At 56.2% G+C, this 26,589-nt stretch carries 22 protein-coding genes and 1 other RNA gene; 9 read left to right on the forward strand and 14 right to left on the reverse strand.

Features of this window, described 5'->3' with window-relative positions:
- Complete coding sequence (locus J5067_RS06475) at positions 1-3,057, reverse strand: FAD-binding and (Fe-S)-binding domain-containing protein (protein ID WP_264650702.1); 3,057 nt, start codon at positions 3,055-3,057, stop codon at positions 1-3.
- Positions 3,058-3,429: 372 nt separating this feature from the next.
- Between J5067_RS06475 and ydiK the strand changes: the two genes are divergently transcribed.
- The 3 genes from ydiK to apbE all read left to right on the forward strand — a co-directional run bounded on the left by ydiK (position 3,430) and on the right by apbE (position 6,120).
- Complete coding sequence (ydiK, locus tag J5067_RS06480; RefSeq protein WP_264643747.1) at positions 3,430-4,548, forward strand: AI-2E family transporter YdiK; 1,119 nt, start codon at positions 3,430-3,432, stop codon at positions 4,546-4,548.
- Positions 4,549-4,828: 280 nt separating this feature from the next.
- Positions 4,829-4,942, forward strand: an RNA gene (gene rprA / locus J5067_RS06485) — antisense sRNA RprA.
- 131 nt (positions 4,943-5,073) lie between these two features.
- Positions 5,074-6,120 (forward strand): FAD:protein FMN transferase ApbE, encoded by a 1,047-nt coding sequence (gene apbE / locus J5067_RS06490; protein WP_264643035.1) that lies wholly within the window; start codon positions 5,074-5,076, stop codon positions 6,118-6,120.
- Between the two features lie 51 nt (positions 6,121-6,171).
- Here apbE and ppsA read toward each other — a convergent pair whose 3' ends face one another.
- Complete coding sequence (gene ppsA, locus J5067_RS06495) at positions 6,172-8,547, reverse strand: phosphoenolpyruvate synthase (protein WP_264650703.1); 2,376 nt, start codon at positions 8,545-8,547, stop codon at positions 6,172-6,174.
- Between the two features lie 334 nt (positions 8,548-8,881).
- On the opposite strand from ppsA, the gene J5067_RS06500 reads away from it, so the two are divergent.
- The 6 genes from J5067_RS06500 (at position 8,882) to J5067_RS06525 (ending at position 14,927) form a co-directional block, all read left to right on the forward strand.
- The gene (locus tag J5067_RS06500) at positions 8,882-9,703 is read left to right on the forward strand and encodes a pyruvate, water dikinase regulatory protein (protein WP_264643037.1); all 822 of its coding nucleotides are present in this window, start codon (positions 8,882-8,884) and stop codon (positions 9,701-9,703) included.
- A gap of 333 nt (positions 9,704-10,036) precedes the next feature.
- Positions 10,037-11,083: a 3-deoxy-7-phosphoheptulonate synthase gene (locus J5067_RS06505; RefSeq protein WP_264650704.1), complete on the forward strand. Its 1,047-nt coding sequence runs from the start codon at positions 10,037-10,039 to the stop codon at positions 11,081-11,083.
- 203 nt (positions 11,084-11,286) lie between these two features.
- On the forward strand, positions 11,287-12,336 hold the full coding sequence (locus J5067_RS06510; protein ID WP_264650705.1) for a hemin-degrading factor: 1,050 nt from the start codon (positions 11,287-11,289) through the stop codon (positions 12,334-12,336).
- Positions 12,333-13,151, forward strand: coding sequence for a hemin ABC transporter substrate-binding protein (locus tag J5067_RS06515; RefSeq protein ID WP_264650706.1), 819 nt, complete (start codon positions 12,333-12,335; stop codon positions 13,149-13,151). The genes J5067_RS06510 and J5067_RS06515 overlap by 4 nt, the downstream gene beginning before the upstream one ends.
- A complete protein-coding gene (locus J5067_RS06520; protein WP_264650707.1) occupies positions 13,148-14,152 on the forward strand; it encodes an iron ABC transporter permease in 1,005 nt (334 codons plus the stop codon). The genes J5067_RS06515 and J5067_RS06520 overlap by 4 nt, the downstream gene beginning before the upstream one ends.
- Positions 14,145-14,927 carry a heme ABC transporter ATP-binding protein gene (locus J5067_RS06525; protein WP_264650708.1) on the forward strand — a complete coding sequence of 261 codons (783 nt, stop codon included), beginning with the start codon at positions 14,145-14,147 and terminating at the stop codon, positions 14,925-14,927. The genes J5067_RS06520 and J5067_RS06525 overlap by 8 nt, the downstream gene beginning before the upstream one ends.
- A 1-nt stretch (position 14,928) precedes the next feature.
- Here J5067_RS06525 and J5067_RS06530 read toward each other — a convergent pair whose 3' ends face one another.
- The 12 genes from J5067_RS06530 to lolC all read right to left on the reverse strand — a co-directional run bounded on the left by J5067_RS06530 (position 14,929) and on the right by lolC (position 26,497).
- Positions 14,929-16,380, reverse strand: a complete 1,452-nt coding sequence (locus J5067_RS06530; RefSeq protein ID WP_264650709.1) for a YdiU family protein — start codon at positions 16,378-16,380, stop codon at positions 14,929-14,931.
- Positions 16,381-16,469: 89 nt separating this feature from the next.
- Positions 16,470-17,195 (reverse strand): EAL domain-containing protein, encoded by a 726-nt coding sequence (locus tag J5067_RS06535; RefSeq protein WP_264643044.1) that lies wholly within the window; start codon positions 17,193-17,195, stop codon positions 16,470-16,472.
- 127 nt (positions 17,196-17,322) lie between these two features.
- Positions 17,323-18,339, reverse strand: a complete 1,017-nt coding sequence (locus J5067_RS06540; RefSeq protein WP_264643045.1) for a lipoate--protein ligase A — start codon at positions 18,337-18,339, stop codon at positions 17,323-17,325.
- Positions 18,340-18,396: 57 nt separating this feature from the next.
- Positions 18,397-18,864, reverse strand: a complete 468-nt coding sequence (locus J5067_RS06545; protein WP_264624007.1) for an NlpC/P60 family protein — start codon at positions 18,862-18,864, stop codon at positions 18,397-18,399.
- 132 nt (positions 18,865-18,996) lie between these two features.
- Positions 18,997-19,743, reverse strand: coding sequence for a vitamin B12 ABC transporter ATP-binding protein BtuD (gene btuD / locus J5067_RS06550; RefSeq protein ID WP_264650854.1), 747 nt, complete (start codon positions 19,741-19,743; stop codon positions 18,997-18,999).
- Positions 19,744-19,788: 45 nt separating this feature from the next.
- Positions 19,789-20,340: a glutathione peroxidase gene (locus J5067_RS06555; protein WP_264650710.1), complete on the reverse strand. Its 552-nt coding sequence runs from the start codon at positions 20,338-20,340 to the stop codon at positions 19,789-19,791.
- Positions 20,341-20,363: 23 nt separating this feature from the next.
- A complete protein-coding gene (gene btuC, locus J5067_RS06560; RefSeq protein ID WP_264650855.1) occupies positions 20,364-21,380 on the reverse strand; it encodes a vitamin B12 ABC transporter permease BtuC in 1,017 nt (338 codons plus the stop codon).
- Between the two features lie 124 nt (positions 21,381-21,504).
- The gene (cobB, locus tag J5067_RS06565) at positions 21,505-22,335 is read right to left on the reverse strand and encodes a Sir2 family NAD+-dependent deacetylase (protein WP_264643048.1); all 831 of its coding nucleotides are present in this window, start codon (positions 22,333-22,335) and stop codon (positions 21,505-21,507) included.
- A gap of 66 nt (positions 22,336-22,401) precedes the next feature.
- The gene (nagK, locus tag J5067_RS06570) at positions 22,402-23,316 is read right to left on the reverse strand and encodes an N-acetylglucosamine kinase (protein ID WP_264650711.1); all 915 of its coding nucleotides are present in this window, start codon (positions 23,314-23,316) and stop codon (positions 22,402-22,404) included.
- Between the two features lie 34 nt (positions 23,317-23,350).
- Positions 23,351-24,598 (reverse strand): lipoprotein-releasing ABC transporter permease subunit LolE, encoded by a 1,248-nt coding sequence (gene lolE / locus J5067_RS06575; protein ID WP_264643050.1) that lies wholly within the window; start codon positions 24,596-24,598, stop codon positions 23,351-23,353.
- Positions 24,595-25,302 (reverse strand): lipoprotein-releasing ABC transporter ATP-binding protein LolD, encoded by a 708-nt coding sequence (gene lolD, locus J5067_RS06580; RefSeq protein WP_264643051.1) that lies wholly within the window; start codon positions 25,300-25,302, stop codon positions 24,595-24,597. The genes lolE and lolD overlap by 4 nt, the downstream gene beginning before the upstream one ends.
- Entirely contained in the window at positions 25,295-26,497 is a 1,203-nt protein-coding gene (lolC, locus tag J5067_RS06585; RefSeq protein WP_264650712.1) for a lipoprotein-releasing ABC transporter permease subunit LolC, read from the reverse strand. Before lolC ends, lolD begins: the two co-directional genes overlap by 8 nt.
- Between the last annotated feature and the right edge of the window lie 92 nt (positions 26,498-26,589).

The raw sequence follows: 26,589 nt of genomic DNA on the forward strand, positions 1-26,589 counted from the left end.
TCAGACGAGATCCAGTAATGCCTGCAACGGATGACGCAATCCTTGGCCTTCCATACGCTTCACCTGACTGCGGCATGAATAGCCGGTTGTCAGACAGCGCGCAGAGGGTAATTTTTGCAACGCCTGCTGCCAGGACAAGGCATAGATCCCCTTGGAGTCAGCCAGGTTCTTGCTTTCATGACCATAGGTGCCAGCCATACCACAGCAACCGACGTTGACGTTTTCCAGTCGGACACCGAAACGGGCAAAGATATCGGCCCACTGTTTGCTGCTGGTCGGCAGCGAAGTTGATTCGGTACAGTGACCAAACAGATACCAGGCATCATCGCGCAGTGCGGTCGTCGGTGTTCTCGCCGACAGCAGCGGCAGCAGCCACTCATGCACCAGTTGCACCTGAAAATCGCCGCGTTTGTCACCCAGAATTTCGCGGTATTCATCGCGATAACAGAGCACCAGCGCCGGATCGACGCCAATCATCGGCATACCCAGCCTGGCGACCCGGTTCAGGAAATCCGAGGTTTTCGCCGCCGTTTTAGCAAAACGCGTTAAAAAGCCTTTGATATGCTGCGGCTTACCGTTGGGTGAGAAGGGCAGCAGTACCGGCTTGAGATCCAGTTTTTCCACCAGATGCACCAAATCGGCTACCACTTGCGCGTCGTAATAGCTGGTAAACGGGTCCTGCACGATCAGCACGTAGCGATCGCGTGACGCTGCGGCAACGCTTTCCAACTGCTCAAGCGTAGTCGTCATTGCCGGGTGTCCGGCAAATTGCTGACGCAACGAAGGAGAAGAGAGTAACGGCAGATCGGTCATACCGATCGTCCGGCGGCTCAAGGCGTCAACCAGTGGCATTTTCAGGAAGAAGTTGAAGGTCTTGGGGCTCAGCGCCATCAACGGCGCGTAACTTTCCACACTGGCCACCAGATAATCACGCGCGGGACGTAAATAACGCGTGTGATAAAGATGGAGAAAACGCGCGCGGAATCCCGGCACATCTATCTTGATCGGGCATTGGGTTGAACAGGCTTTACAGGCCAGACACCCGGACATGGACGCTTTAACTTCGTGAGAGAAGTCATACTCGCCCTGGTGCGCGCGCCAGCTGTTACGCGTCTTTTCAATCAAGCCACGCAAGCTTGGTCCCCGCTCGGCCAACGACTGCTCCAGCGTCACCGGATCGACGCCCTGTTCGGCAAGCAAGCGCAGCCATTCGCGCACCAGCGTCGCTCGCCCTTTCGGCGAATGAATACGGTTGCCGGTGATCTTCATGGAAGGACACATCGGGCTGTTCACGTCAAAGTTGAAGCACAGACCGTTGCCGTTGCACTCCATCGCACCACGGAACGACGTACGTACCGCCAGCGGAATGCGGCGATCGAAGGTGCCACGCTTCTCGGCATCAATACGCATCATCGGCGCATCGACGGCCAACGGCGCGCAAATCTTGCCGGGATTGAGGCGGTTATGCGGATCGAAGGCGGCTTTGATGCGCCGCAGTTCGTTATACAGTGCCTCGCCAAAAAATGCCGGGCTGTATTCGGCGCGGAACCCCTTACCGTGTTCCCCCCACAGCAGGCCGCCATATTTGGCCGTCAGCGCAACAATCTGATCGGAAAGTTGTTTCATCAACACTTCCTGTTGCGGATCGCACATATCGAGCGCCGGACGCACGTGCAGCACGCCCGCATCCACGTGACCAAACATGCCGTAGGTCAGGTTGTGGCTATCGAGCAGCGCACGGAACTCGACGATGTAATCCGCCAGATGCTGCGGCGGCACACAGGTATCTTCCGCAAACGGGATCGGCTTGGCCTGCCCTTTACTGTTACCCAGCAGCCCCACCGCTTTTTTACGCATGGCGTAAATGCGCTCAATGCCAGCAAGGTCATGGCAAATCTGATAGCCGATCACCCCAGCCTCACGGGCCGAGAGCAGGCCCTCAATGCGCTCGCATAGCGCGCTGACTTGCCCATCGATCAGCGTTTCATCATCCCCGGCAAATTCGACGATGTTCAGGCCCAGCATCTCTTGACCAGGCACATCCTGGATCAGTTCGCTGACCGAGTGCCAAACGATATCTTCTCGCGCCAAATTCAACACGCGGGAATCAACGGTTTCTACTGAAAGCGCCTTGGCTTCCACCATAAAAGGCGCGCTGCGCAGCGCTGAATCGAAGGAGTCAAACTTGACGTTGACCAGACGTCTGACCTTTGGCAAGCGCGTAATATCCAGCTTGGCTTCTGTGATAAAGGCCAGCGTACCCTCTGCGCCCGTCATGATGCGCGTCAGGTCAAACGTTTGCATATCATCGCTGAACACGTGACGCAGATCGTATCCGGTCAGGAATCGGTTCAGTTTGGGGAATTTATCGAGGATCAGCGCTCGCTGGTCGCGGCAACGTTCAAAAACGGTGCGGTATACGCGCCCTATCGGTGAAGATTCTTGCGCCAACTGCTGCGCCAGCGCCACGGGCATCGCCTGCGTATCCAGCATGTCACCGCCCAACAGCACGGCGCGAACCCCCAGGACATGATCCGAGGTTTTGCCGTACACCAGAGAGCCTTGCCCTGACGCATCGGTGTTAATCATGCCGCCCAGGGTGGCGCGGTTACTGGTGGAGAGTTCCGGCGCAAAGAAATAGCCATAAGGCTTGAGGTACTGATTGAGCTGATCCTTGATAACCCCAGCTTCAACGCGAACCCAGCCCTCTTCGGGATTGATTTCCAAAATCCGGTTCATGTAGCGGGACATATCCACCACAATGCCCTGGTTCAACGCCTGCCCATTGGTGCCGGTACCGCCGCCGCGCGGGGTAAACGTCAGCTCACGGTAAGGCTCTTGTACTGACAACTGGGCCAGCAGTGCCACATCTGCCGTCGAGCGGGGAAACACCACCGCATCGGGCAACAGCTGATAAATGCTGTTGTCGGTCGACATGGTTAAACGATCGGCATAGCTGGTGGCGGTATCGCCGGTAAAACCACGTTGCTTCAAAGCATCCAAAAAATTTAGCACCGGCTGAGCCAGCCCAGGTGCATGAGAGATCTGTGGGATCATTATGTGTTGACCCTGTCTGTCGACTAAAAAAATTATTAGCGTGTTGTGAGTGTGTTTGTTGTAAAAATCATTGTGCGAAATCGCGGTTTTACGTTTTATCACATTTCCGTGCTATGCGCCGCCATCCCAGGAAAAACTTTTTGTCTGGCGGCACAGCATGATTTTTGGAGCCCTGTCCGTGAATGCGTTAACAAAATAACTCACTCGCTGTCAAAAACGCGAGAAATACCCCATGATAAGTTATCCCCGCCGGATGACCCGAGCGATCGCAGGGAACTTGTTCAACGTTGGGTCTCTCTACAGAGGTATTGTCCATTGACGAAGTCATCATCGCCAAAACCGCTGGCCGCGCACTCTCCACTGTCGGCAACGATGCCGCAAAACACGCGCCAGCAGCGTTTTGATTTGCCACGAATCCTGTTTAGTCTGCTGTTTATCACTATCATGATCATCGCCTGTTTCTGGGTGGTGCAACCCTTTATTCTGGGCTTTGCCTGGGCCAGCATGGTGGTGATTGCCACCTGGCCGCTGATGCTGAAAATGCAAAATCTACTGTGGGGCAAGCGCGCGTTGGCGGTAACCGGCATGACGCTGTTACTTTGCCTGCTGTTTGTGATGCCGATTTCCATCCTGGTCAGCACGGTGATGGACAATACCTCCGCCATCGTCAGTTGGGCCTCCGGGCAAGAAAAACTGACGCCTCCCCGCATGGAGTGGCTGACGTCCCTGCCTTTCGTCGGCGACAGGCTGTTTTACAGTTGGCACAGTTTGCTGCAAAGTGGCGGCAGCGGCGTGTTTGCCAAAGTGCAGCCCTATATCGGCCAAACCGCCACCTGGCTGTTATCGCAAGCGGCACACATCGGGCGTTTCCTGATGCACTGTGGCCTGATGCTGATTTTCAGCGCCCTGCTCTACTATAAAGGTGAAGCGGTCGCCCAGGGCGTGCGCCATTTTGCGCTTCGTCTGGGACGCGAGCGCGGTGATGCGGCGGTGATCCTGGCAGCACAATCGATTCGTGCCGTCGCGCTCGGCGTGGTGGTGACTGCCATCGTGCAATCGGTGCTGGGCGGCATTGGCCTCGCTATCTCCGGCATCCCCTATTCAACCTTGCTCACCGTCGTGATGTTCCTGTTCTGTCTGGCGCAGTTGGGGCCGCTTCTGGTGCTGATCCCCGCGATAATCTGGCTTTATTGGAGCGGAGATACCACCTGGGGCACCATTCTGCTGGTGTGGAGTTGTGTGGTGGGGACGCTGGATAACGTCATCCGCCCGATGTTGATACGCATGGGCGCCGATCTGCCCATGCTGCTGATTCTGTCCGGTGTGATTGGCGGCCTGTTGGCCTTTGGCATGATTGGCCTGTTTATCGGCCCGGTGGTGCTTGCCGTTTCATACCGTTTGCTCTCCGCCTGGATGAAGGAAACACCGTTGCCCGAAATCATTACCGGCGCATCGTCACCGCCGAACGATCGGCCGACACACTCGCAATAAGATCGCTGCCGCAGCGTGGACACACAGCGCTGCGGCCAATCCATTAACAAAACCATCAATAGATAAATAATCTTAATGATTTATGCGCAACACCCACGGATTATTCTGATAATCTCGTAATTACCCCTTAAATTACATCAAATAGTTTGACAGGCTGTATCTCTGCGTGACAAATCCATTAAAAAAACGTTAACCATTAGGATGATTCTTAATGACTTAATGCCCCACAGCTTCTAGCATTATTCATGAAACGATTGTCAACCGTTGTCTTGCTGAACAAACGCTTTTTGTAATGACAACGCGAGTTTGCCAATGAGGTTTCCTCCTCGTCAGAGCTAGTAACGAATTGCTGTGTGTAGTCTTTGCCCATCCCCTAAGATGGGCATTTTTTTTGTGGTTTATTCTGTACTTTCCCGCTGTGGTTACTGAGAAATTGCGCCTCATCCTGTTTTTATCAATCACCGCTTTGCAAGCGTGCATTAATGGATTATTTCTAACGTCTCTTTTTATCAGGAGTCATTTTCTATGTCACATTCCCCACTGGCACGCAGGGTGTGCCTGATTCTGGTCAGTCTGGCGGTCTATAACACCGCGATGGCCGACAGCCGGCCATTGACCAGCCTGGAAGGTAAAACCATGGGGACCTTTTACAGCGTAAAGATCAGCGGCGACCTGCTTGAAAATAAGGCGCATCTGCAACAGGAGATCGATGCCCTGCTTGAACAGGCCAACAACGATATTTCCACGTACCGCGAAGACTCCATCCTGTCGCGCTTTAACCGGTATCAAGGCAGCGATCCGCAGCCCATTCCCGGCGGCATGGCGGACATTATTCTGGCGGCCCAGCGGATTGGCCGGGCAACAGACAATGCCATGGATATCACCGTGGGACCGTTGGTGAATCTGTGGGGATTTGGACCGCAAAAACAGCCGGTGACCATTCCCACCCAAGCACAAATCGATGACGCCCGTCAGCGCGTGGGCTTGCAGCACCTTACGCTTACCAGCAACAGCAAGGGAGAGTGGTTGCAAAAAGATCTGCCCTCGCTGTATGTGGATCTCTCGACGTTAGGTGAAGGTTACGGTGCCGATCTGTTGGCACAGTTGATGACGCGCAAGGGCATTACCAATTATCTGGTCTCCGTCGGCGGCGCCATTTCAAGTCGCGGGGTCAATGGACAAGGGATGCCATGGCGGGTAGCGATTCAGAAACCCACCGATGGGGAAAACGCCGTGCAAGCGGCCGTCGATCTGCAAGGGTATTCCATCAGTACCTCGGGCAGTTATCGCAACTACTTCGAGCAGGATGGCAAACGCTACTCCCACGTGATCGACCCCAGCACCGGTCACCCCATCAACCATACGCTGGTGTCTGCCACGGTGATTGCCAAAACCGCGCTCGAAGCGGACGGTTGGGACACGGGATTAATGGTATTGGGAACGGAAAAAGCGCTGAAAGTGGCCGAGCAGCACGGGTTGGCCGTTTACCTGATCACCAAAACCGACAACGGATTCGAAACGGTAATGACCCCTCAGTTCAAGGCATTCTTGCAGCAAGAAGCCAAACCGTAACGCCGGATGAAACAGGCCCCGACATCGCCGGGGCCTGTTGTTATTGCACGATTACTTTTCTGCCAGCGTTAGCCAGGTCTGCACCACGGTATCCGGATTGAGCGACAGGCTGTCGATGCCTTGCTCCATCAGCCAGATGGCAAAGTCTTCGTGATCGGAAGGGCCTTGTCCGCAAATCCCCACGTATTTCCCCTGCGCCTTGGCCGCTTTGATCGCCATCGAAAGCAGCGCTTTCACCGCCTCGTTGCGTTCATCAAACAGTTCAGACACTACGCCAGAATCGCGATCCAGACCCAACGCCAACTGCGTCATGTCGTTAGAGCCGATGGAGAAACCATCGAAATGCGCCAGGAACTGATCCGCCAGCAGCGCGTTCGACGGGATCTCACACATCATGATCACCTTAAGGCCGTTCTCGCCGCGCTTGAGCCCTTGCTGCGCCAGCTCAGCGACCACGGCTTCCGCCTGCGCCACGGTGCGCACAAACGGGATCATCACTTCTACGTTGGTCAGCCCCATGTCATTACGCACGCGTTTCACCGCCGCGCATTCCAAGGCAAAACACGCTTTGAAATCCGGTGACACATAGCGTCCGGCCCCACGGAAGCCCAGCATCGGGTTTTCCTCATGCGGCTCATAGCGCTCACCGCCCACCAGGTTGGCGTATTCGTTGGATTTAAAGTCGGACAGGCGCACAATCACGCGCTTCGGCCAGAACGCTGCCGCCAGGGTAGCAATCCCTTCCGTCAGGCGCGCAACGTAAAACTCAACCGGATCGTCATAGCCCTGCATCAACCCTTTGATCTCTTTTTGCAGCTCTGGCGTTTGACTGTCGAACTCCAGCAACGCACGCGGGTGCACGCCGATCATTCGGTTAATGATAAACTCCAGCCGCGCCAGGCCGACGCCATCGTTGGGCAGGCAGGCGAAATCAAATGCCCGATCGGGATTCCCCACGTTCATCATGATTTTCAACGGCACAGGCGGCATTTCGTTGACTTGTGAACTCTTGACCTGAAACTCCAGCAGATCGGCATAGACGTATCCGGTGTCCCCTTCCGCACAGGATACCGTCGCTTTTTCGCCATCATGGAGACGTTCGGTGGCATCGCCACAGCCCACTACCGCAGGAATGCCCAGCTCACGCGCAATAATGGCTGCGTGACAGGTACGTCCACCGCGATTGGTCACGATAGCTGCGGCTTTCTTCATGATCGGCTCCCAATCCGGGTCGGTCATGTCGGTCACCAGCACATCACCCGCCTGCACCAGATGCATTTCGCTGATATCCTGAATCACTTTTACCGGACCGGCACCGATGCGATGACCGATGGCACGACCTTCCGCCAGCACCTTGCCACGTTTGATCAGTTGGTAGCGCTCCATCACCTGACCGTTGGAGCGTACCGTCTCCGGTCGCGCCTGTACGATGTAGAGCTTGCCGGTATGCCCGTCTTTCGCCCATTCGATATCCATCGGACGACCGTAGTGTTTTTCAATCAGCAGCGCCTGATGCGATAACGCTTCCACTTCGGTATCCGTGAGGCTGAAACGCACGCTCAGTTCTGCGGGCACATCCTCAATACGCACCTGTTTGCCGTGAGCCTGACTGTCGGCATACACCATGCGGATTTTTTTCGAGCCCATGGTACGGCGCACAATGGCCGGTTTCCCGTTAAGCAGCGTCGGTTTGTGCACGTAGAACTCATCCGGGTTCACCGCCCCTTGCACCACCATTTCCCCAAGGCCATAGGCGGACGTGATAAACACCACCTGATCGAAACCGGATTCGGTATCCAGCGTAAACATCACCCCCGATGCCGCCAGATCCGAGCGCACCATGCGCTGCACCCCGGCGGAGAGCGCGACGCCACGATGATCGTAGCCCTGATGCACACGGTACGAGATGGCGCGATCGTTAAACAGCGAGGCAAACACATGCTTCACCGCCACCATCACCGCATCGATACCCTGCACATTGAGGAACGTCTCCTGCTGCCCGGCAAAGGAGGCATCCGGCATGTCTTCTGCCGTCGCGGAAGAACGCACCGCAAAAGAGGCCTCTTTCTCCCCTTCGGCCAGTTGATCGTAAGCCGCAGCGATCGCCTGCTCCAACTCAGGCTGGAACGGCGTGTCGATAATCCACTGGCGGATTTGCGCACCCGCTTTGGCGAGCTGGTTGACATCATCGATATCGGTACGATCCAGCAGCTCATAGATTCGCTGGTTGATACCGCTCTGCGTAAGGAAATCGTTAAACGCCTGCGCCGTTGTCGCAAAACCATTGGGAACCGATACGCCAAGTTCTGACAAATGGGTGATCATCTCACCCAGAGAGGCATTCTTGCCGCCCACCCGCTCAACGTCATGCATGCCAAGCTGGTTATACCAAAGGACATTACGCAAATCAGGGCCGTTATTGGACATCGAAAATAATCCTTTCTGCATACGATTTCGGTCTGCATACCACAGGGTATGGAGACCATTGGGGATAGGTAAAATGTTGGTTGGGCAATTGCCTCAACGCCATGAATGTAGCATAGCGTTTAACAAACCTGGGAAAGGTGAATCGTTCAACCTATGAAATAAAAACGATTTCACTGCTGAATCTTGCTTAACGGGGTAAAAATACAATACTGTAAAAGTTTAACTGGTTTATCATGAAGATAATGAAATACCGTTTCATTAAAAATATCGTTCAACGCCAATTTTTGAACGAGTTTAGTCATTATTTTTCGCAGACATGAAAGCAGGGGTTGATGTGGAAAGAAGCGTCTTTTATATCTCCGATGGTACCGCCATCACCGCCGAAGTGTTAGGTCATGCGGTACTTTCTCAGTTTCCTGTCAACACGGTTAGCTACACGCTGCCGTTTGTGGAAAGTGAAGCGCGCGCCAACGCAGTACGTGAACGCATCAATACGCTCTATCAGCAAACGGGTGTGCGCCCGCTGGTGTTTTATTCCATCATTAACCAGACCGTGCGGGATATTATCAACAGCAGCGACGGTTTTTGTCAGGATATCGTGCAGGCACTGGTTGCGCCATTGCAGCAAGAACTCAATATCCCTCCCGCGCCGGAGGCCAACCGCACCCACGGCCTGACAGCTAAAAACCTCGGCAAATACGATGCGCGCATCGCTGCCATTGACTACACGCTCGCCCACGACGATGGCATTTCATTGCGCAATCTCGATCAAGCGCAGGTGATATTACTCGGCGTGTCCCGCTGCGGCAAAACGCCCACCAGCCTGTATCTCGCCATGCAGTTTGGCATTCGCGCCGCCAACTATCCTTTCATCGCCGATGACATGGACAACCTGCGCCTGCCTGAAGCGCTAAAATCGTTTCAACACAAGCTGTTCGGCCTGACCATTGATGCCGAACGCTTGGCGGCGATCCGTGAAGAGCGGCGCGGCAACAGTCGCTATGCGTCATTGCGCCAGTGCCGGATGGAACTGAGCGAAGTGGAAGCACTGTTTCGTCGTCATCAGATCCCTTACCTCAACACGACAAACTACTCCGTGGAGGAGATTTCAGCCAAGATCATCGACATATTAGGCATGAGTCGTCGCATGTACTAGTACATTATCATTTTTTAACAAAAGCGGGTTGAATTGCCCCCTGATTGAGTTATCGTGGATGCCATGACTTCCCGACATGTCGTCGTAGCGAAGCAACCCATTTGGTAGGAGAAGGGGAAAATCTGACACTCGCTTAGCGCCCAAGCGCCCCGCCGCCGTCTGACACGATGCGCGAACCATTCACTCACACTGGCCTTATCTTCAAGAAGATAAATGCAGTGTGGGCGATGACTTATTTCTATGCGCGTCACCCCTTGGTTCAGCGGCGTTTCTTTGCGAGACGAACCGCCATGCGACACGGTCCCCTGATCGACCCGTAAGTAGAGATATTGCATGTTAAAAACTGATGAGTTACGCAGCCAGCGGCTCGATCGTCTGATCGCGCCGCAGGCGCTGCTGGCGCAGCTGCCAGTTTCGTCCGCCGTTGCTGAAAACGTGACAACGTCACGAAACAGGATAGAAAATATTCTCACCGGAAAAGACCCCCGTTTGCTGGTGATCGTTGGCCCTTGTTCCATTCACGATGTTGATGCTGCGCTGGATTATGCACGGCTGCTATCTGCACTGCGTAATCGCTATCTGGATCGCCTGGAAATCGTGATGCGTACCTATTTTGAGAAACCGCGCACCGTTGTCGGCTGGAAAGGATTGATTTCCGATCCGGCCCTTGATGGCAGCTATCAGGTCAATCACGGTCTGACACTGGCACGCCGTCTGTTACTGGATATCAACGCGCTCGGCCTGCCCACAGCAACAGAATTTCTGGATATGGTTACCGGTCAATATATTGCCGATGTCATCAGTTGGGGAGCCATTGGCGCGCGAACCACGGAAAGTCAGATCCACCGCGAAATGGCCTCCGCCCTCTCCTGCCCGGTGGGTTTCAAAAATGGAACCGACGGCAATCTGCGTATCGCCATCGATGCCATCCGAGCCGCGCGCGCGTCGCACCTGTTTCTGTCGCCGGATAAACAAGGGCAGATGACCATCTACCAGACGCACGGCAACCCCTATGGTCACATCATTCTGCGCGGCGGGAAAAATCCCAATTATCACGCCGCCGATATTCAGGCCGCCTGCGAGCTGCTGCGCGAATTCGCCTTGCCGTCACAGCTGGTGGTGGATTTTAGCCACGGCAACAGCTACAAACAGTACCAGCGACAAATGGATGTGTGCGCCGATGTGTGCCAACAGATACGTTCGGGTTCGCGCGCCATTGCAGGTGTTATGGTGGAAAGCTTTCTGGTTGAAGGTCAGCAACCGTTGGCTGCGCCGCAAACGCTGGTTTACGGCAAATCGATTACCGATGGTTGCCTGGGCTGGCAGGAGACTGAAACCCTGCTTGCACAGTTAGCCGATGCGGTAGACAGCCGCTTCTAACGCCCTACTGCCTTTCAACCGCGCACGGTCATTTCTGGCCGTGCGCTGCCGCTCTGTCATCCCCGCTGGCTCGTCTGTTTCCCACGTATTAAGAAATCTTCACTTGATGTCACCTTTTGGCAACATGAAAATGATTCTCATTTATTAAGTAAATTATTTCTAATACGATAACACCCATCGCAGAACGACCACAGGAACAGACAATGCCGAACGCGATTTATGCTCAATACCTGCAAGCCAAAAACAACAATCCCCGCCAGTACGCCCGTGATATCGCCACGACGCTCGGCATCAGTGAAGCAGTATTGACGCACGCCCGCGTCGGTCATGATGCGCAACGCTTGCAAGGCGATGCCAAGCGCTGGCTGCTGGCGTTGGAGAAGGTCGGCCAGACCAAATCCATTACGCGCAACACCTATGCGGTACATGAACAGGTCGGCGTTTACCAAAATCAGCACTTAGACGGCCATGCGGGACTGATCCTTAACCCTTACGCGCTGGATCTTCGCCTGTTTTTGCACCAGTGGAATGTGGCCTTCAGCCTGCGGGAAGAGACCGCGCGCGGCGAACGTCAGAGCATTCAATTTTTTGACCATCAGGGTGATGCCATCCTGAAGGTGTATGCCACCGAACAGACCGATATGACGGCATGGGCCGCGTATCTGGCCGAATTTGTGACGGAGGTTAACCCTGAGGTGCAGTTACGTCCGGAAACCCCGGCGGCCACTCAGGCTCCCAGCATCGACCAGGCAGCATTTGAGGCCGAATGGCGTGCCATGACGGACGTACATCAATTTTTCATTCTGCTCAAACGTTATAACCTTACGCGTCAACAGGCGTTCCGCGCCGTGAAAGACGATCTGGCCTGCCAGGTCGATAACAGCGCCCTGTCGCAGATTTTGGCCGCCGCGCAGCAGGATCAAAACGACATCATGGTGTTCGTTGGCAGCCGTGGCTGCGTACAGATCTTCACCGGCCCCATCGCACGGGTGGAGAAAATGGCGCAGCACGCCGAGTGGATCAACATTTTTAACCCGGATTTCACCCTGCACTTGATTGAAGATGCCATTGCCGAAAGCTGGATCACCCGTAAACCGACCACAGATGGCGTCGTCACCAGCCTGGAACTCTATGCAGCTGACGGCACGCAAATCGCACAGTTATTCGGCCAGCGCACTGAAGGCACGCCGGAACAGGCACAATGGCGCGCACAAATCGAAGCGCTCACCGCAAATAAGGAACTGGTCGCATGAAAAACTGGCTTTACGCACTGCTCCTGACGCTGCCGCTGGGTGCCAGCGCCAATGAACGTATCGTCTCCATTGGCGGTGATGTCACCGAAATTATTTACGCGCTCGGCGCTGAGCAGCAGCTTATCGCCCGCGACAGTACCAGTACGCACCCGGCCGCAACGCAAGCACTGCCGGATGTCGGCTATATGCGCCAGTTGAATGCAGAAGGCATTCTGTCGTTAAAACCGACGTTGGTGATTGCCAGTGAGTTGTCGCAACCCTCTCTGGTGCTCAAGCAAGTGGCAGACAGCGGCGTCAAGGTGATCATGGTGCCTGCGCAACCGACGCTGGAAAGCATTCCGCAGAAAATCAGCGCCATCGCACAGGCGCTGCACAAAGAGCGCGAAGGCAAGGTGCTGACCGACCGTTATCAGCAACAGGTATCCGCCGTGGCACAGCAACCGCTGCCCGTCAAAGCGCTGTTCGTTCTCAGTCACGGCGGTATGACGGCCATGGCGGCGGGGAAAAACACCCCTGCCGATACGGTGATTCGCGCAGCCGGGTTACAAAATGCCATGCCTGACGTGGTGCGCTACCAGCCGTTGTCGCAAGAAGGCGTTATCGCCAGCGCGCCCGATCTGCTGTTGATCTCGGCACAGGGTTTGCAGAGTTTGGGTGGCGAAGAGAAAATCTGGCAGTTGCCCGGTGTGGCATTGACCCCGGCAGGCAAACACCGCCGCGTGGTGGTGGTCGATGATATGGCGATGCTCGGCTTTACGCTGGAAACTCCGGCGCTGTTAACCACACTGCGTCACGCCGCCGAGCAGGTGAAATGAGGCTACGAGAACGTCCCCGCCTGATGTTGGCGGGGCTGATGTGTTTCACTCTGCTGTTAATGCTGGGTGCCGCCAATATGGGGGCACTTACGCTTTCGTTACGCCAGCTGTGGCATGCTCCGCTCAGCGATCCGCTGTGGCATATCTGGCTCAACATTCGCCTACCGCGCGTGATGCTGGCACTGCTGGTGGGCAGCGCGCTCGCCGCGGCTGGGGCAGTGATGCAGGGGCTGTTTCGCAATCCGCTAGCTGACCCCGGTTTGCTGGGCATTAGCAGCGGCGCAGCCTTGTTTGTCGCGTTTGCGCTGTTGATGCCTTTGGGCCTGCCTCCGTTATTAGCACTCTACAGCCCGATGTTGGCCGCCTTCGCGGGCAGTCTGGCGGTGACCGCCATTCTGTTTATGTTGGGACGCGATGAGCGCGGCGGCGTTACCCGCCTGCTGTTAACCGGCATTGCTCTGAATGCGCTGTGCGGCGCTGCCGTCGGCGTACTGACCTACATCAGTAACGATCAGCAACTGCGCCAGTTTTCACTCTGGGGTATGGGCAGTCTGGGGCAAGCGCAGTGGCCAGTGCTGCTGGTGGCCGCTTCGCTGATCGTTCCCGCCATGGTGGGCGTACAGTGCTATGCCCGCAAACTCAATCTGCTCCAGTTAGGTGACGAAGACGCACACTATCTGGGCGTGAAGGTCAAACAGACCAAGCTGATTTTGCTGCTGCTCAGCGCGCTGCTGGTTGGCACGGCGGTGGCGGTCAGCGGCGTGATTGCGTTTATCGGGCTGGTTATCCCGCATCTGGTGCGCATGAACCTGAGCGCCGATCACCGCTGGTTGCTGCCCGGTTCAGCGCTGGCAGGCGCGGGATTGCTTATCGCCGCCGATACGCTGGCACGAACCCTGCTGGCCCCGGCGGAAATGCCCGTGGGTTTGCTCACCAGTCTGATTGGTGGCCCCTACTTCCTCTGGCTGATTGTCACGCATAAGGGACGAACTCATGACTAACCGTCTGACAGCCCAGCATCTGCACTATCAGGTTGCCGGACGTACCTTGATTGATGACGTTTCGTTGGACATTAACGGCGGTGAGATCGTTGCGATTATCGGTCCGAACGGGGCGGGAAAATCCACGCTGCTGCGCTTGCTCACCGGCTATTTGGCCCCGGACAGCGGTGAATGCCAGTTGGCCGGAAAAGCGCTCGCTGACTGGCAGCCTGATGCCTTGGCTAAAACCCGCGCCGTAATGCGCCAACACGGGGCACTGAATTTTCCGTTTAGCGTGCGCGACGTGGTTGCCATGGGACGTGCGCCCTATCGCCACGATCGCGCGGGTGACAGCGTGGTCGACCATGTTATGGCGTTAACCGAATGCACCGCGTTGGCCCGGCAGGATTATCGCCACCTTTCCGGCGGGGAGCAGCAGCGGGTGCAGTTGGCGCGCGTGCTGGCGCAGTTATGGCACCCGACACCAACGCCCTGCTGGCTGTTTCTGGATGAGCCGACCTCGGCACTCGATCTCTATCATCAGCAACACCTGCTGCGTCTGCTCAAGCAGCTCACGCAACAGCAACCCCTTGCGGTGTGCTGCATCCTGCACGATCTGAATCTGGCTGCACTGTATGCCGATCGCATTGCTCTGCTGCATCAGGGAAAACTGGTGGCACAAGGCACACCGCAGGCGGTATTGCAAAGCGAAACGCTCACACAATGGTATCAGGCCGACGTGCTGGTACACCCACACCCCGATGACGCGACGCCGCAGGTTTTTCTGCGCCGTTAACCTAGCTGGAACAAGACACTTCCAACGCTTTCCCCCACGCTGGCGGCGCTGCCGCCAGCGATTGGTATTCAGGCTGTTCGTCATACGGGCGCGAAAGGGCCTGATGCAACTGCGACAGCGGGCCTATATCATCCTGCTCTGCCGCTTCAATCGCCTGCTGCGCCAGATAGTTACGCAGGATATATTTCGGGTTGGCTGCTTTCATGCTGCGCTGACGTTGGGCATCGCTCTGCGTCTCCAGCGCCAGCCGTGCACGATAGTCGCGAAACCAGGCGTCAAACGTCACCCGGTCGATAAACAGGTCGCGCAGTGGCGAATCGGCGCTCTGCACTTCGGTGTCACTCAGCAGGCGGAAGGTGCGGGTATAGTCGCTGCGCTCACGCGCCATCAAATTCAGCAACCCCACCAGCAGATCGTTATCGCTGGCATCGGTATCGAAAAAACCCAGCTTGGCGCGCATCAGTTGGCCAAAATGCGCCATCAGGGCCGGTTCATAGCAACCCAGTGCGGTTTCCAGTGATTCCACTGACAACAACCCCGAGAGTGCCTGCGCTAAGCGATGCAAATTCCACAGCGCCACCGCAGGCTGGTTATCAAACGCATAACGACCGTTGTAATCGGAGTGATTGCAGACAAAGTCAGGTTGATAGTCATCCATAAAACCGTAGGGACCATAATCAAACGTCAGGCCCAGGATCGACATATTGTCGGTGTTCATCACGCCGTGGGCGAACCCCACAGCCTGCCAATGGGCGACCATGCGCGCCGTGCGTTCGACAACATCGGTAAACCACAGCGAGTAGCGCTGTTCGTCGTGCTGCCACTGCGGCCAGTGGTGTGTGATGGCGAAATCAGCCAGTTTTTTCACCTGCTCCGGCTGACGCGCATAATAAAAATGCTCAAAATGGCCGAAACGCAGATGGCTTTCGGCAACACGCATCAGCATCGCGCCCCGCTCCTGCCGTTCGCGCTGAACGGGTTCATCGCTGGTAACGATCGCCAAGGCGCGCGTAGTAGGAATGCCCAGATGATGCAGTGCTTCTGACGCGAGAAATTCGCGAATCACCGATCGCAGCACCGCGCGACCGTCGCCCATGCGCGAATAGGGTGTCAACCCCGCTCCTTTCAGGTGCCACTCCATGCCAGTGCCGTTTGCCAGCCGTTGCTCACCCAGCAAAATGCCCCGCCCATCGCCCAGTTGTCCGGCCCATGTGCCAAACTGATGACCGCTATAAACCTGCGCCAGCGGCAGCATACCGGGCAGCAGCGTCTTGCCTTGCCAGATATCAATGTGTTCAGGCTGAAACCAACTGGCAGGCACCGCCAACTGCTCCGCCAGCTGCGCGCTGTGATACAGCAGGCGAGCACCCTGTAACGGTGTGGGTGAAAGCGCCGTGTAGCATCCGGGCAAGGCGTCATGGTAGTGGTGGGTAAATCGTAGTCCCTGTGTCATCGTCGTTCTATCACTCTACTGCGTCTGTCAACCTTGAGTGTAGAACGTCAGCGGGGAAATAAACACGGAGTAAATGCAGGGGTACTGGTTTAGGCGGCCGGAGTCAGCTCCCGCTCCAACGCATGCAGCGGGATGGCGGGCCATAGCTTGCCTTGTATCGCATCCACGTTGAGGTGATGCACTTTTTTCAGATGATCGAGCGTATCAATCCCTTTAGCAATCACCCCGAGGCCCCGCTGGTGGCTTTTCATCACGTTAAGCAACGGGTCCATGATCAGGTCGGGGGCCGGACGCGAAAGAATGTCCCACACCAGTTTAGGATCGATTTTCACATAGCTCAGCAAGCCATCATGGAACGCTTTGAGATTTACCTTGCCAGAGCCGAAGTTATCCAGCCACAGGGGAAACATATTACTGAGTTCGGTGATACCCCGGTTTCCTTTACCTTCGCCGAGGTGAGGAAACGCCTCGTTAATTTCCAGATGAACAAAGGGTAACGCACGAATGGCGTTGCGGCGTGGAATCGATGCCATCAGCAGTTCGGCGCAATGTTTCTCAATGCGCCACACCAGCAAAAACCGGTGCAGTTTGAGCCACTCCGCTTTGCGTTGAATGATATCGATTTGTTCATCCAGCAACGTCAGTTTTTGCGCCGTGGTCAACATACTCATCAGGATATCGCCCGGCACGGTGAGTTTGCCATCCGCACTATTGAAACAACCTGTCATTTCCAAGGCCAATAGCCGTTCATCCCGACTATAGATAGGCCAGAACAGGTATTCACTTTCGTAGTCAATGTCTAACGTGATTTTCATGATCGAGATCTGCGGAGATAAGCGTGCAATATCACTCTAGCGCCAACGATGAGCGCTCAACAATCCCTTTTTCGTTATCCTGATGCTCCCCTTACAGTGATGTCACGCTGTTAACGATTATCCTGCTTTAGCGGATATTCTCCGCCAGCCATTGGTGCACCTGTTGCAGTTCGGGCTGCTGTTCAGGAAATTGTTCAAACAGCGCTTCACCCGCCGCGATGATATCGGGCACACGGTATGGGCGACCCTGCAAGGCCTGCGCCAGCGCCTCTAACGGCGCGGGGTTAAGACTGTCCGTAAACAGCTGGCTGCGCGTAATGACACCGCGATCGACATCCATATGCAGTTCAATGCCACCCCAGGGAAAGCGCGTATCCAGCATATGGGTAAAATCCGGTGCCTGACCAAAATTCCATTCCCAACTGCTTTGCTTGGCAAATTGTTCGCGAAAGCCGGGGAGATCGGGCATTTGCTCGGGTGAAATGTGCTCCGCGGTGCAACTGTCCGCGTAATAGGCAAAAAATGCGTCACGCACCGCCTCACACACTTGCGCGTGATCGACCGTCGGCAACAGTTCCACCAGGTTGGCAACGCGGGAGCGTACTGAGGTGATGCCTTTGGCCTGCAATTTCTTCACATCCGGGTTGAGGTAATTTGCCAAACGCGAAAGATCGGCATTGAGCAACAGCGTACCGTGATGAAAGCCGCGATCCTTGGTTTCGCGGTAGGCAGACCCCGAAACCTTACGTTCGCCCTCTGCGGTCGCCACCACCAGATCGTTCCGCCCTGAAGCCGAAGCCGTAACGCCCAGCGCGGCCAGCGCATCGAGAATGATGGCGGTAGAAACGCTTTTATCGTAGCCCGGCTTTCCGGCCATAAAAGTAAAGCAGGTGTTGCCCAAATCGTGAAAAACGGCACCACCACCGCTGCTGCGGCGTGCAAGTTTGATGCCGTCTGCCTCCATCTTGCGGGTATTGCACTCTTTCCACGGGTTTTGCGCCCGACCAATCACCACGGTTTCCGCATTGCGCCAGAGGAACAGCACGTGCTGCGTGGGTGACATTTGGCGAAAGATGCACTCTTCGACGGCCAGATTAAACCAGGGATCGTAAGAGTCAGACAGCAATAAACGGAGTGATGACATTGAGGCTCCATGCGCAAACGGCCTGCCGGCAGCGGCAGCCGCTATTTCAGAGTGGAATCAGATTCGGCGCGCCTGCCAGTAGGCCCGCTTCCAGTAGACGTTATCCAATGACGATCGCATTACGCCCTGGCTGGTTGAGGCGTGAATAAACTGATCGTCTTTATCATAAATACCCACATGCAATCCGCTGCTGCCGCTGCCAGTTTTGAAAAACACCAAATCGCCCGGCAACAGATCGTCCCGGTCAATGCGGGAGCCCAATTCCGTTTGCGCTTCGGTGGTGCGCGGCAGTTGCATACCGAAACGATCGCGAAAGGTTAAATAGACAAAGCCAGAGCAATCGATGCCGCGGTGATCCAGCCCGCCATAGCGATACGGCGTGCCACGCCACTGCGTGAGCTGTTCATTAAGTTGGCTTATTACCATGATGGAGTCGCCCAGACGCGGATTGGGCGGCGGCGCGCGATGGCTGCTGCACCCAACCAAAAACAAACTTGCGATCAGCAACCCCTGAATCAAGCGCATCTGCGGTATCCTGCGAGTATCGGTTCGTGTTCACCGCGTCCTGCGGGGAATGTCACGCTATCAGAATGATATTGCTGCCTAATTTAGCGTTGATTTCACTGTCTTGGCAAGTCTGATGCGGTAAATGACCGGTTACTCGGACACCGGCACCAGCCAGTCGCTCTCGCCCACGCGATGACGTTGGAAATCAATGCCAAAAACCGGTGCCAGTCGTTCAGGCTGCATGACCTGTGCCGCATCGCCAGCATCAATCAACTTACCTTTTGAAATCAACCAAATATCATCAGCCTGCTGTAGGCTGTGATTCAAGTCGTGGGCGCTGGCCAGCACAATCAACCCAGCCTGACACAACACTTTCAGCATGGCATCAAGCGCGACACGTTGCGCCACGTCCAGACCGGTGGCGGGCTCATCCAGCACCAACAGGCGGGCATGCGGATTAAGCGAAGGCCACACCTGCAAGAATACGGCGGCAAGGCGTACACGCTGCCACTCGCCGCCGGAGAGTTCCGTCAACGGCCGCGTCAATTTATCGGTTAACATCAGGCGCGTGGCGATCTGAGCGACCACTTCATCGACCGCCATCACGCTGACCTGCCTCGGCTGGTGTAACGCCAGATATTGGAACACGGGCATCAGCGCCCCCGGGCTTTGCTGCTGAGACAGATAAGCGCGACGCAGCGCCAGGTCTCGCGCAGACAAATCGGCAATCGGCATGCCGTCCAGCTCCACGCGCCCTTCTCCCTCCAGCAGTCCGGAAACCCGTGCCAGCAAGGTGCTTTTCCCAGAACCATTGGGCCCAACCACGTGAATCAAGCGACCGGCATAGGCGCTGACGCTGACGGGCTGTAAACGCCGCCCGCAGGCAACGTGGGTCAGACGCAGCGCGCAGGGAACGTGATGCTTCAACTCTTGCGTCAACAATTACTCGGCCACCGCAGCATCAATGGCGTTAACAATCATTTTGTCATCCGGGGCGATATCGGGAGAGAAACGCTGGATCACCTGACCATTGCGCCCGATCAGGAATTTTTCAAAATTCCACAGAATATCTTCAGGATGCTTGGGCGCACGGCCTTTATTGAGTAACCGTTCGTAGAAGCCGCTGAGCAGATTTCCCTTGGCTTTAGGCTGTGCGGCAATCAGGTGACGGTACAGAGGATGGCGTTGCTCGCCATTCACCTCAATCTTGCTGAACATCGGGAACTGTACGCCAAAGGTGGCACGGCAAAATTCCTGGATCTCGTCGTCGCTGCCGGGTTCTTGTCCGGCGAACTCATTGGAAGGAAAACCCAGTACCACAAGGCCGCGCTCGCGATAGCTTTCATACAGTTTTTCCAACGCATCGTACTGTTTAGTTAAACCGCACTTGGAAGCCACATTAACAATCAGTGCGACCTGTCCCTGATAAGCGCCAAAGGTGGTCGCTTCGCCGTTGATGGTGGTCAGCGGGATTGCATAGATGTCGTTACTCATAGTCACCTTCCTGTTGTACGTCATTAGGTTACATTTACCGGATTACCCTGGCGCAGCAGCAGCCAGATAAATAACGGTGCGCCGAGCGTCGCGGTGATCACACCGATAGGCAACTCGGCCGAGGGGATCACCACGCGCGCCATGGTGTCAGAGAGTGACAGCGTCATGGCACCCGCCAGCCCGCAGCCCGTCAGTAAGTAACGTTGATCGGTCAACCCGATCAGGCGCAGCGCATGGGGTACAATCAGCCCGACAAACCCGATAACGCCGGCCAGCGCTACGCTAATCCCCACCAGAATGCCCACGACCAGCACCAAAAGGTTACGCCAGCGGTAAACGGAGATCCCCAACTGCCGTGCTTGAATCTCACCCAGCGAAAGACGGTTGAGCGTCTGTCCCTGGCGGCTTAACCACGCCAGACAAGGCAGCAACGCCACCATCAACCACCCGTAGCGCCAGTCAACGCCGCTGAATCCGCCCAGCATCCAATACATCAGTTGGCGTAGATCCAGACTGGTGCTGAAATAGACCGCCCAGGTCATCACCGCGCTGCATACAATCCCCAGCGCCACGCCAATCAGCAGCAAACGCGCGTTGGAGATATGACGTCGGGCAAAGTGTAATAGCAAGAATGTGGTGGCGAGCGCACCCACGATAGCGCCGACGCTCAGTACCCAAACGGGCTGCAACCCCTGCCCCAGCATTACGCCAAGCACCAGCGCCACGCCCGCGCCATTAGCAACGCCCAGCAAGCCCGGTTCTGCCAGCGGATTATCGAAAATGGCCTGCATCACGGCCCCTGACATCGCCAGGCTCGCCCCTACCAGCATAACAGCCAGCATTCTCGGTAAGCGCAACTGCCAGATGAAAACGCGCTCGGCGTCATCCCACCACGCCCAGGGCATTACCCAACGATCGCCAGCACATAACCCGATGATCACGGTCACCGCCGCCAGTAGCGCCAACACCACGATGCGTTGACGGTCGTGATAGCGCTGGCGCAAACGCAACAGCGAGTATCCCTTGTTCAATGACTGCATAACGCTATCCTGTACCCTGCGGTCACACCCCGCAAACTCAACTCTGCTTAACTCGACCGCCATGTCGTGTAGCGTCACTGCACGCCGTTCATCTCGTTCAGGCATTCAGGATGCCTGGTAGCGATTAAAACGCCACTTTACGCCGCCCCGTCAGCCAGGCACCGACAAACTCAGGCACCACCGCCGTCGCCGCGCCGTAGATTTTTTCATCAAACTGGCTCTCTACCTGACTCGGCTCGAGATTCAGTTCGATGGTGTAAGCGCCATGGGTGTGCGCTTCATGAACGAACCCTGCGGCCGGATAGACATGGCCGGAAGTCCCGATGGCGATGAAATAATCGGCTTGCGCCAGCGCCTGATAGATGCGCTCCATGCCAAGGGGCATTTCCCCGAACCACACCACGTGCGGACGCAGCGGCGCGGGAAACTGGCAACAGTGGCAGCGTTCATCGGCAGCAATATCACCGGTCCACTCGATAACCTGCCCGCTCTGGCAACAGCGCACCTTGAGCAATTCGCCGTGCATATGGACAACCCGCTGGCTGCCCGCACGCTCATGCAAATTATCGATATTTTGCGTCACCAACAGGAAGTTATCCCCGAGCGCCGCCTCAAGATTGGCTAACGCCAGGTGCGCCGCATTGGGTACCACCTCTGGCTGCTGCAACTGCTTACGGCGCGCGTTGTAAAACGCTTGCACCAGTTGCGGATCGCGTTGAAACCCTTCCGGCGTGGCGACATCCTCCACCCGGTGCTCTTCCCACAGACCATCCGCCGCACGAAAGGTGCGAATGCCGGATTCCGCTGAAATCCCGGCGCCGGTCAGAACCACCACGCGCGGGCTTTTTGATTCATTCACCGCCAGATAATCCTTATGGAAAATACGTGAACGCAGACGCTGCTGACGCAGTCGCTTTCCTTGATGAAACCGGATCATCCGTTGACGCGTATGCATGTCTGCTCCTGTGAAAGCTGGGTGGAATGCCTGCTTGATTGCCAATAACCGTGTATCGCTAAAAAACTAATGCGAAGAAAAGTGCAGCAGGGCCGCGCCCCGAACGCCGCCAGCATCGCCGTAGCGCGCCTTCTCAATGCGCGGTAAGCGCGCCACCGGCAGCAAATACTCAGGCAACCGTGCCGGGAGAAACTGATAGATCTCGTCAAAATTAGACAAACCGCCGCCCAATACCAGCAGGTGTGGGTCAAACATCGTCAACAGATTCCCCACGCAGGCCGCCAGCACGCTCATATAGCGATCGACGTGCGCCAACGCGTTTGTCTCACCCGCCCGATAATGGCGAATAATGGTGACCGCATTGAGACTCTCGCCGTAGGTGTGCGCATAAAGCCACTCAAAACCCCGGCCAGAAATATAGTTTTCAATACAGCCCGACTGACCACAGCCGCATTTAACCCGGGGAATATCCTCACCCATGATATCCAGCGCGTCCACCGGTAACCGGAAATGGCCGAACTCGCCGGTTATGCCGTTGCGCCCATCAATCACTTCGCCGTTAATCACCAGACCGCCACCGACGCCAGTGCCAAGGATCAGCCCCAACACCACAGGGTACTGACGAAACTCCCCCTCCCAGGCTTCCGAAAGCGCGAAACAGTTGGCATCGTTGGTCATGCGCACGTCGCGCTGTAACAAGCGTTGTAAATCGGCCTGTAACGGTTTTCCCATGGTTGCAGGCAGGTTAGCGGTAAACAGCGCGCCATCATCCCCGTCGCGCATACCGGGAATACCAACGCCGACCGTCCCCGTTTTTCCGCTCAGCGCATCGGCTTCCTGCGTGAGCGCAACAAAGGCCGCCAGCAACGCATCGTAGTCATTACGCGGCGTAGGCACGCGTTTTTGCCACACGGACTTCATGTCCGCATCAAAGACGCCGACTTCAATCTTACTGCCGCCCAGGTCAAAACCATAATACATGGCTCACTCCTCTGTGGCTGAATAGGTTGCGCGATTACTGCCCGCTTAACACGCGAGCGGGCTCAATACGGCTGGCACGCCGCGCCGGATACCAACTGGCGAGCAAGCTCAACGCCACGGCAGTGAGCAGCACCAGCACCACATCCGTCATGTGCAATTCTGACGGCAGGAAATCGATAAAATAGATATCACCCGACAGAAAATGGTGTCCGGTCAGCGATTCGATCCCGCGAATAATCGCACTCAGTTGCAACGTTGCCACCACGCCAATCACAGCACCGATCACGCAGCCGAGCAGGCCCGCCAGCAAACCGTACCAAATAAAAATGGCGCGGATCAGTCTGTCGCTCGCCCCCAGGGTGCGCAATACGGCGATATCACTGCTTTTGTCTTTCACCGCCATCACCAGCGTGGAAACAATGTTAAAACAGGCCACGCCAATCACCAGTACCATCGCTAAATACATGATAGTCCGAATCATCTGGATGTCGCGGTACATGTAGCCGTAGGTGCCAATCCAGTCATGGATAAAGATATAGGTGTCAGTCACTTTCCCGGCATCACGCACCAGTTTGCTGGCGGCAAATACGTCATCAACCTTGATGGCAATGCCACTGACATCATCCCCCATGTCCAGATACTGCTGGGCGTCAGCCAGCGGGATCAACGCCAGACTGTGATCGAGTTGCCCGCTGAGTTGCAGAATACCGCTCACGTGCAGGCGAATGCGTTTTGGCTGCAACAGTTTCATTTGCGGATCGCTGTTGGGGATCATCACTGTCACCCAATCCCCGGTTTTTACCTCAAGTGCCTGCGCGACGCCCTTCCCGAGAATAACCTGCTGCTCGCCGGCCTTAAAATTGGCCCACGCGTTTCCTGCCACAAACGTTGGCAAGGTGCTGAGGCGTTGTTCCTGTTGTGGATCGACGCCTTTCATCTGTATCGCGCGCAGTCTGGCACCGCTTTCCAGCAGCCCGGTGAAATGCACATAAGGCGCAGCGGCAACGATACCAGGCACCTGCTCAATGTTGGGCAACATCCCCTGCCAACCGGTGAACGGCGGATTGACCGGTTCCATTTCACCATGGGGCACCACCGCCAGAATACGATTTTTCAATTCACGTTCGAAACCGTTCATGGCGCTGAGGCCAACGATCAGCACCGCCACCCCGAGCGCAATACCGATGGTAGAAATCACCGAGATCAGGGAAACCATGCCACCGCGCCGACGGCCCCGGCTAAAACGCAGCCCAATCAGCAGGGAAAGCGGGGGAAAACTCATTGCGCAGCTCCCATCAGGGTTAACTCTTGCTGAAGTTGCCCGTCACGCATTTCCAACTGGCGACGCAAACGCGCAGCCAGCGACAAATCGTGAGTCACCACCAGAAACGCCGTGCCCTGACGCACGTTTAATTCGCCCAGCAGTTCAAAAATGGTATCCGCCGTGCGCTGATCGAGGTTACCCGTGGGCTCGTCCGCCAACACCAGCGACGGGCTATTCACCAGCGCACGGGCGATGGCCACGCGCTGACGCTCCCCGCCGGACAATTCGCTGGAGCGGTGCTCGCGCCGTGCATCCAGTCCCACGGCGGCCAGCATGGCGCGCGCTTGATCCTGCGCCTGCGCGGGCGGCGTGTTGCCAATCAGCAGTGGCATCGCCACGTTTTCCAACGCGGTGAAATCCGGCAGTAAATGGTGAAACTGGTAGATAAAGCCCAGTTCGCGGTTGCGTAGCGCCGATTTGGCGGCGGCAGAGAGCCCGCTGAGCGCTTCTCCTTTGAAGATAACATCGCCCGTGGTGGGCGCATCCAGCCCGCCCAGCAGGTGCAACAGGGTACTTTTCCCCGACCCGGAGCTGCCGACAATCGCCATCATTTCACCGGCTTGCATGCTGAATGTCACATGACGCAGCACCTCGGTGGACAGTTTTCCTTCCTGATAGGTTTTGCACAGGTCATTACATTGCAGCAACAGGGAATCATTCATAGCGTAAAGCCTCGGCGGGATGAACGGCGGCGGCGCGCCAGGAAGGATAAAGGGTAGAGAGCAGTGCGACGATCATCGCCACCAACGCGATGGTCACCACCTGCACAGCATCAATATGAACCGGCAGCGCGGCACCATCCAACAATAATCCCAATGCCGGGATCAGGGTATTGAGCTGGCTGGCCAGTAGCGTACCGAGCACTGCCCCCAACAAGGCACCCACCACCCCGGCGCTTCCGCCCTGCACCATAAACACTGCCATGATCTGGCGTTGAGTCAGCCCCTGCGTTTGCAAAATGGCGACCTCACCCTGCTTTTCCATCACCAACAACCCCAACGACGTAATGATATTGAACGCCGCGACGGCGACGATCAGGCTTAATAACAGCCCCATCATGTTTTTTTCCATGCGAACGGCCTGAAACAGCTCGCCCTTACGCTCGCGCCAATCCTTCATCACCAGCCCTTGTGGCACCGGCTGCGCACTGAACGCCACAATATCCAACGGGTTTTCCAGCCACAAACGCCAGCCGGTAATGTGCCCGGTCGGGTAACGCATCAGACGCGACGCATCCTGCTGATTGACCAGCATCTGGTAACCATCCACTTCGCTGCCCGCAGCAAAGGTGCCCGCCACGGTAAACAAGCGCTGGCTGGGAATGCGTCCCATCGGCGTGAGCTGGCTGGCACCGGTAACCATAATACGCAGTTGTTCACCGCGTTTAACCCCAAGCTGCGAGGCCAACTGCTCGCCAAGGATCACCTGATATTCACCCGGCTGGAGTTGGGTGAGCGCGGTATTTTTCAAATAACGTGACAAGGGCTCAGGCTCGTCGGGATTAATGCCGAGCATCACGCCCACCGCCACGCTGCGCGCGCTCTGCAACACCACTTCGCCCGTGGTGATAGGGGCAATGCGCGTCACGCCCTGTAAGCTACTCAGCGACGATGCGGGCAACGCCTGCGGATCGAGTGAACCATTTGCCGTGGTCACCACTGCTTGCGGCATCAGCCCCAGGATGCTTTCCTCAAGCTCCCGTTCAAATCCGTTCATCACCGACAATACGGTCACCAGTGCCATTACGCCTAACGTGATGCCAATGGCCGATAACCAGGAGACAAATCGCCCGAAGCGATCCGATGCTCGCCCACGCATATAACGCAGGCCAATAAATAAAGCGACAGGTTGATACATGAAATCCGTCTGGATAAGGTTGCTAAAGCAAAGTGATCAAGGATAATAAAGGGTCATATCACTTTATGGAACCCTACCCCGCTTTCTACACT

It is taken from the genome of Candidatus Symbiopectobacterium sp. NZEC151 (genome assembly GCF_025962655.1).
Classification (GTDB): Bacteria; Pseudomonadota; Gammaproteobacteria; order Enterobacterales; family Enterobacteriaceae; genus Symbiopectobacterium.

Coding starts and splice junctions, on each gene's coding strand:
- J5067_RS06475 (WP_264650702.1), bottom strand. CDS start 3,057: ATGATCCCACAGATCTCTCATGCACCTGGGCTGGCTCAGCCGGTGCTA.
- ydiK (WP_264643747.1), top strand. CDS start 3,430: ATGCCGCAAAACACGCGCCAGCAGCGTTTTGATTTGCCACGAATCCTG.
- apbE (WP_264643035.1), top strand. CDS start 5,074: ATGTCACATTCCCCACTGGCACGCAGGGTGTGCCTGATTCTGGTCAGT.
- ppsA (WP_264650703.1), bottom strand. CDS start 8,547: ATGTCCAATAACGGCCCTGATTTGCGTAATGTCCTTTGGTATAACCAG.
- J5067_RS06505 (WP_264650704.1), top strand. CDS start 10,037: ATGTTAAAAACTGATGAGTTACGCAGCCAGCGGCTCGATCGTCTGATC.
- J5067_RS06510 (WP_264650705.1), top strand. CDS start 11,287: ATGCCGAACGCGATTTATGCTCAATACCTGCAAGCCAAAAACAACAAT.
- J5067_RS06515 (WP_264650706.1), top strand. CDS start 12,333: ATGAAAAACTGGCTTTACGCACTGCTCCTGACGCTGCCGCTGGGTGCC.
- J5067_RS06520 (WP_264650707.1), top strand. CDS start 13,148: ATGAGGCTACGAGAACGTCCCCGCCTGATGTTGGCGGGGCTGATGTGT.
- J5067_RS06525 (WP_264650708.1), top strand. CDS start 14,145: ATGACTAACCGTCTGACAGCCCAGCATCTGCACTATCAGGTTGCCGGA.
- J5067_RS06530 (WP_264650709.1), bottom strand. CDS start 16,380: ATGACACAGGGACTACGATTTACCCACCACTACCATGACGCCTTGCCC.
- J5067_RS06535 (WP_264643044.1), bottom strand. CDS start 17,195: ATGAAAATCACGTTAGACATTGACTACGAAAGTGAATACCTGTTCTGG.
- J5067_RS06540 (WP_264643045.1), bottom strand. CDS start 18,339: ATGTCATCACTCCGTTTATTGCTGTCTGACTCTTACGATCCCTGGTTT.
- J5067_RS06545 (WP_264624007.1), bottom strand. CDS start 18,864: ATGCGCTTGATTCAGGGGTTGCTGATCGCAAGTTTGTTTTTGGTTGGG.
- J5067_RS06555 (WP_264650710.1), bottom strand. CDS start 20,340: ATGAGTAACGACATCTATGCAATCCCGCTGACCACCATCAACGGCGAA.
- btuC (WP_264650855.1), bottom strand. CDS start 21,380: ATGCAGTCATTGAACAAGGGATACTCGCTGTTGCGTTTGCGCCAGCGC.
- cobB (WP_264643048.1), bottom strand. CDS start 22,335: ATGCATACGCGTCAACGGATGATCCGGTTTCATCAAGGAAAGCGACTG.
- nagK (WP_264650711.1), bottom strand. CDS start 23,316: ATGTATTATGGTTTTGACCTGGGCGGCAGTAAGATTGAAGTCGGCGTC.
- lolE (WP_264643050.1), bottom strand. CDS start 24,598: ATGAGTTTTCCCCCGCTTTCCCTGCTGATTGGGCTGCGTTTTAGCCGG.
- lolD (WP_264643051.1), bottom strand. CDS start 25,302: ATGAATGATTCCCTGTTGCTGCAATGTAATGACCTGTGCAAAACCTAT.
- lolC (WP_264650712.1), bottom strand. CDS start 26,497: ATGTATCAACCTGTCGCTTTATTTATTGGCCTGCGTTATATGCGTGGG.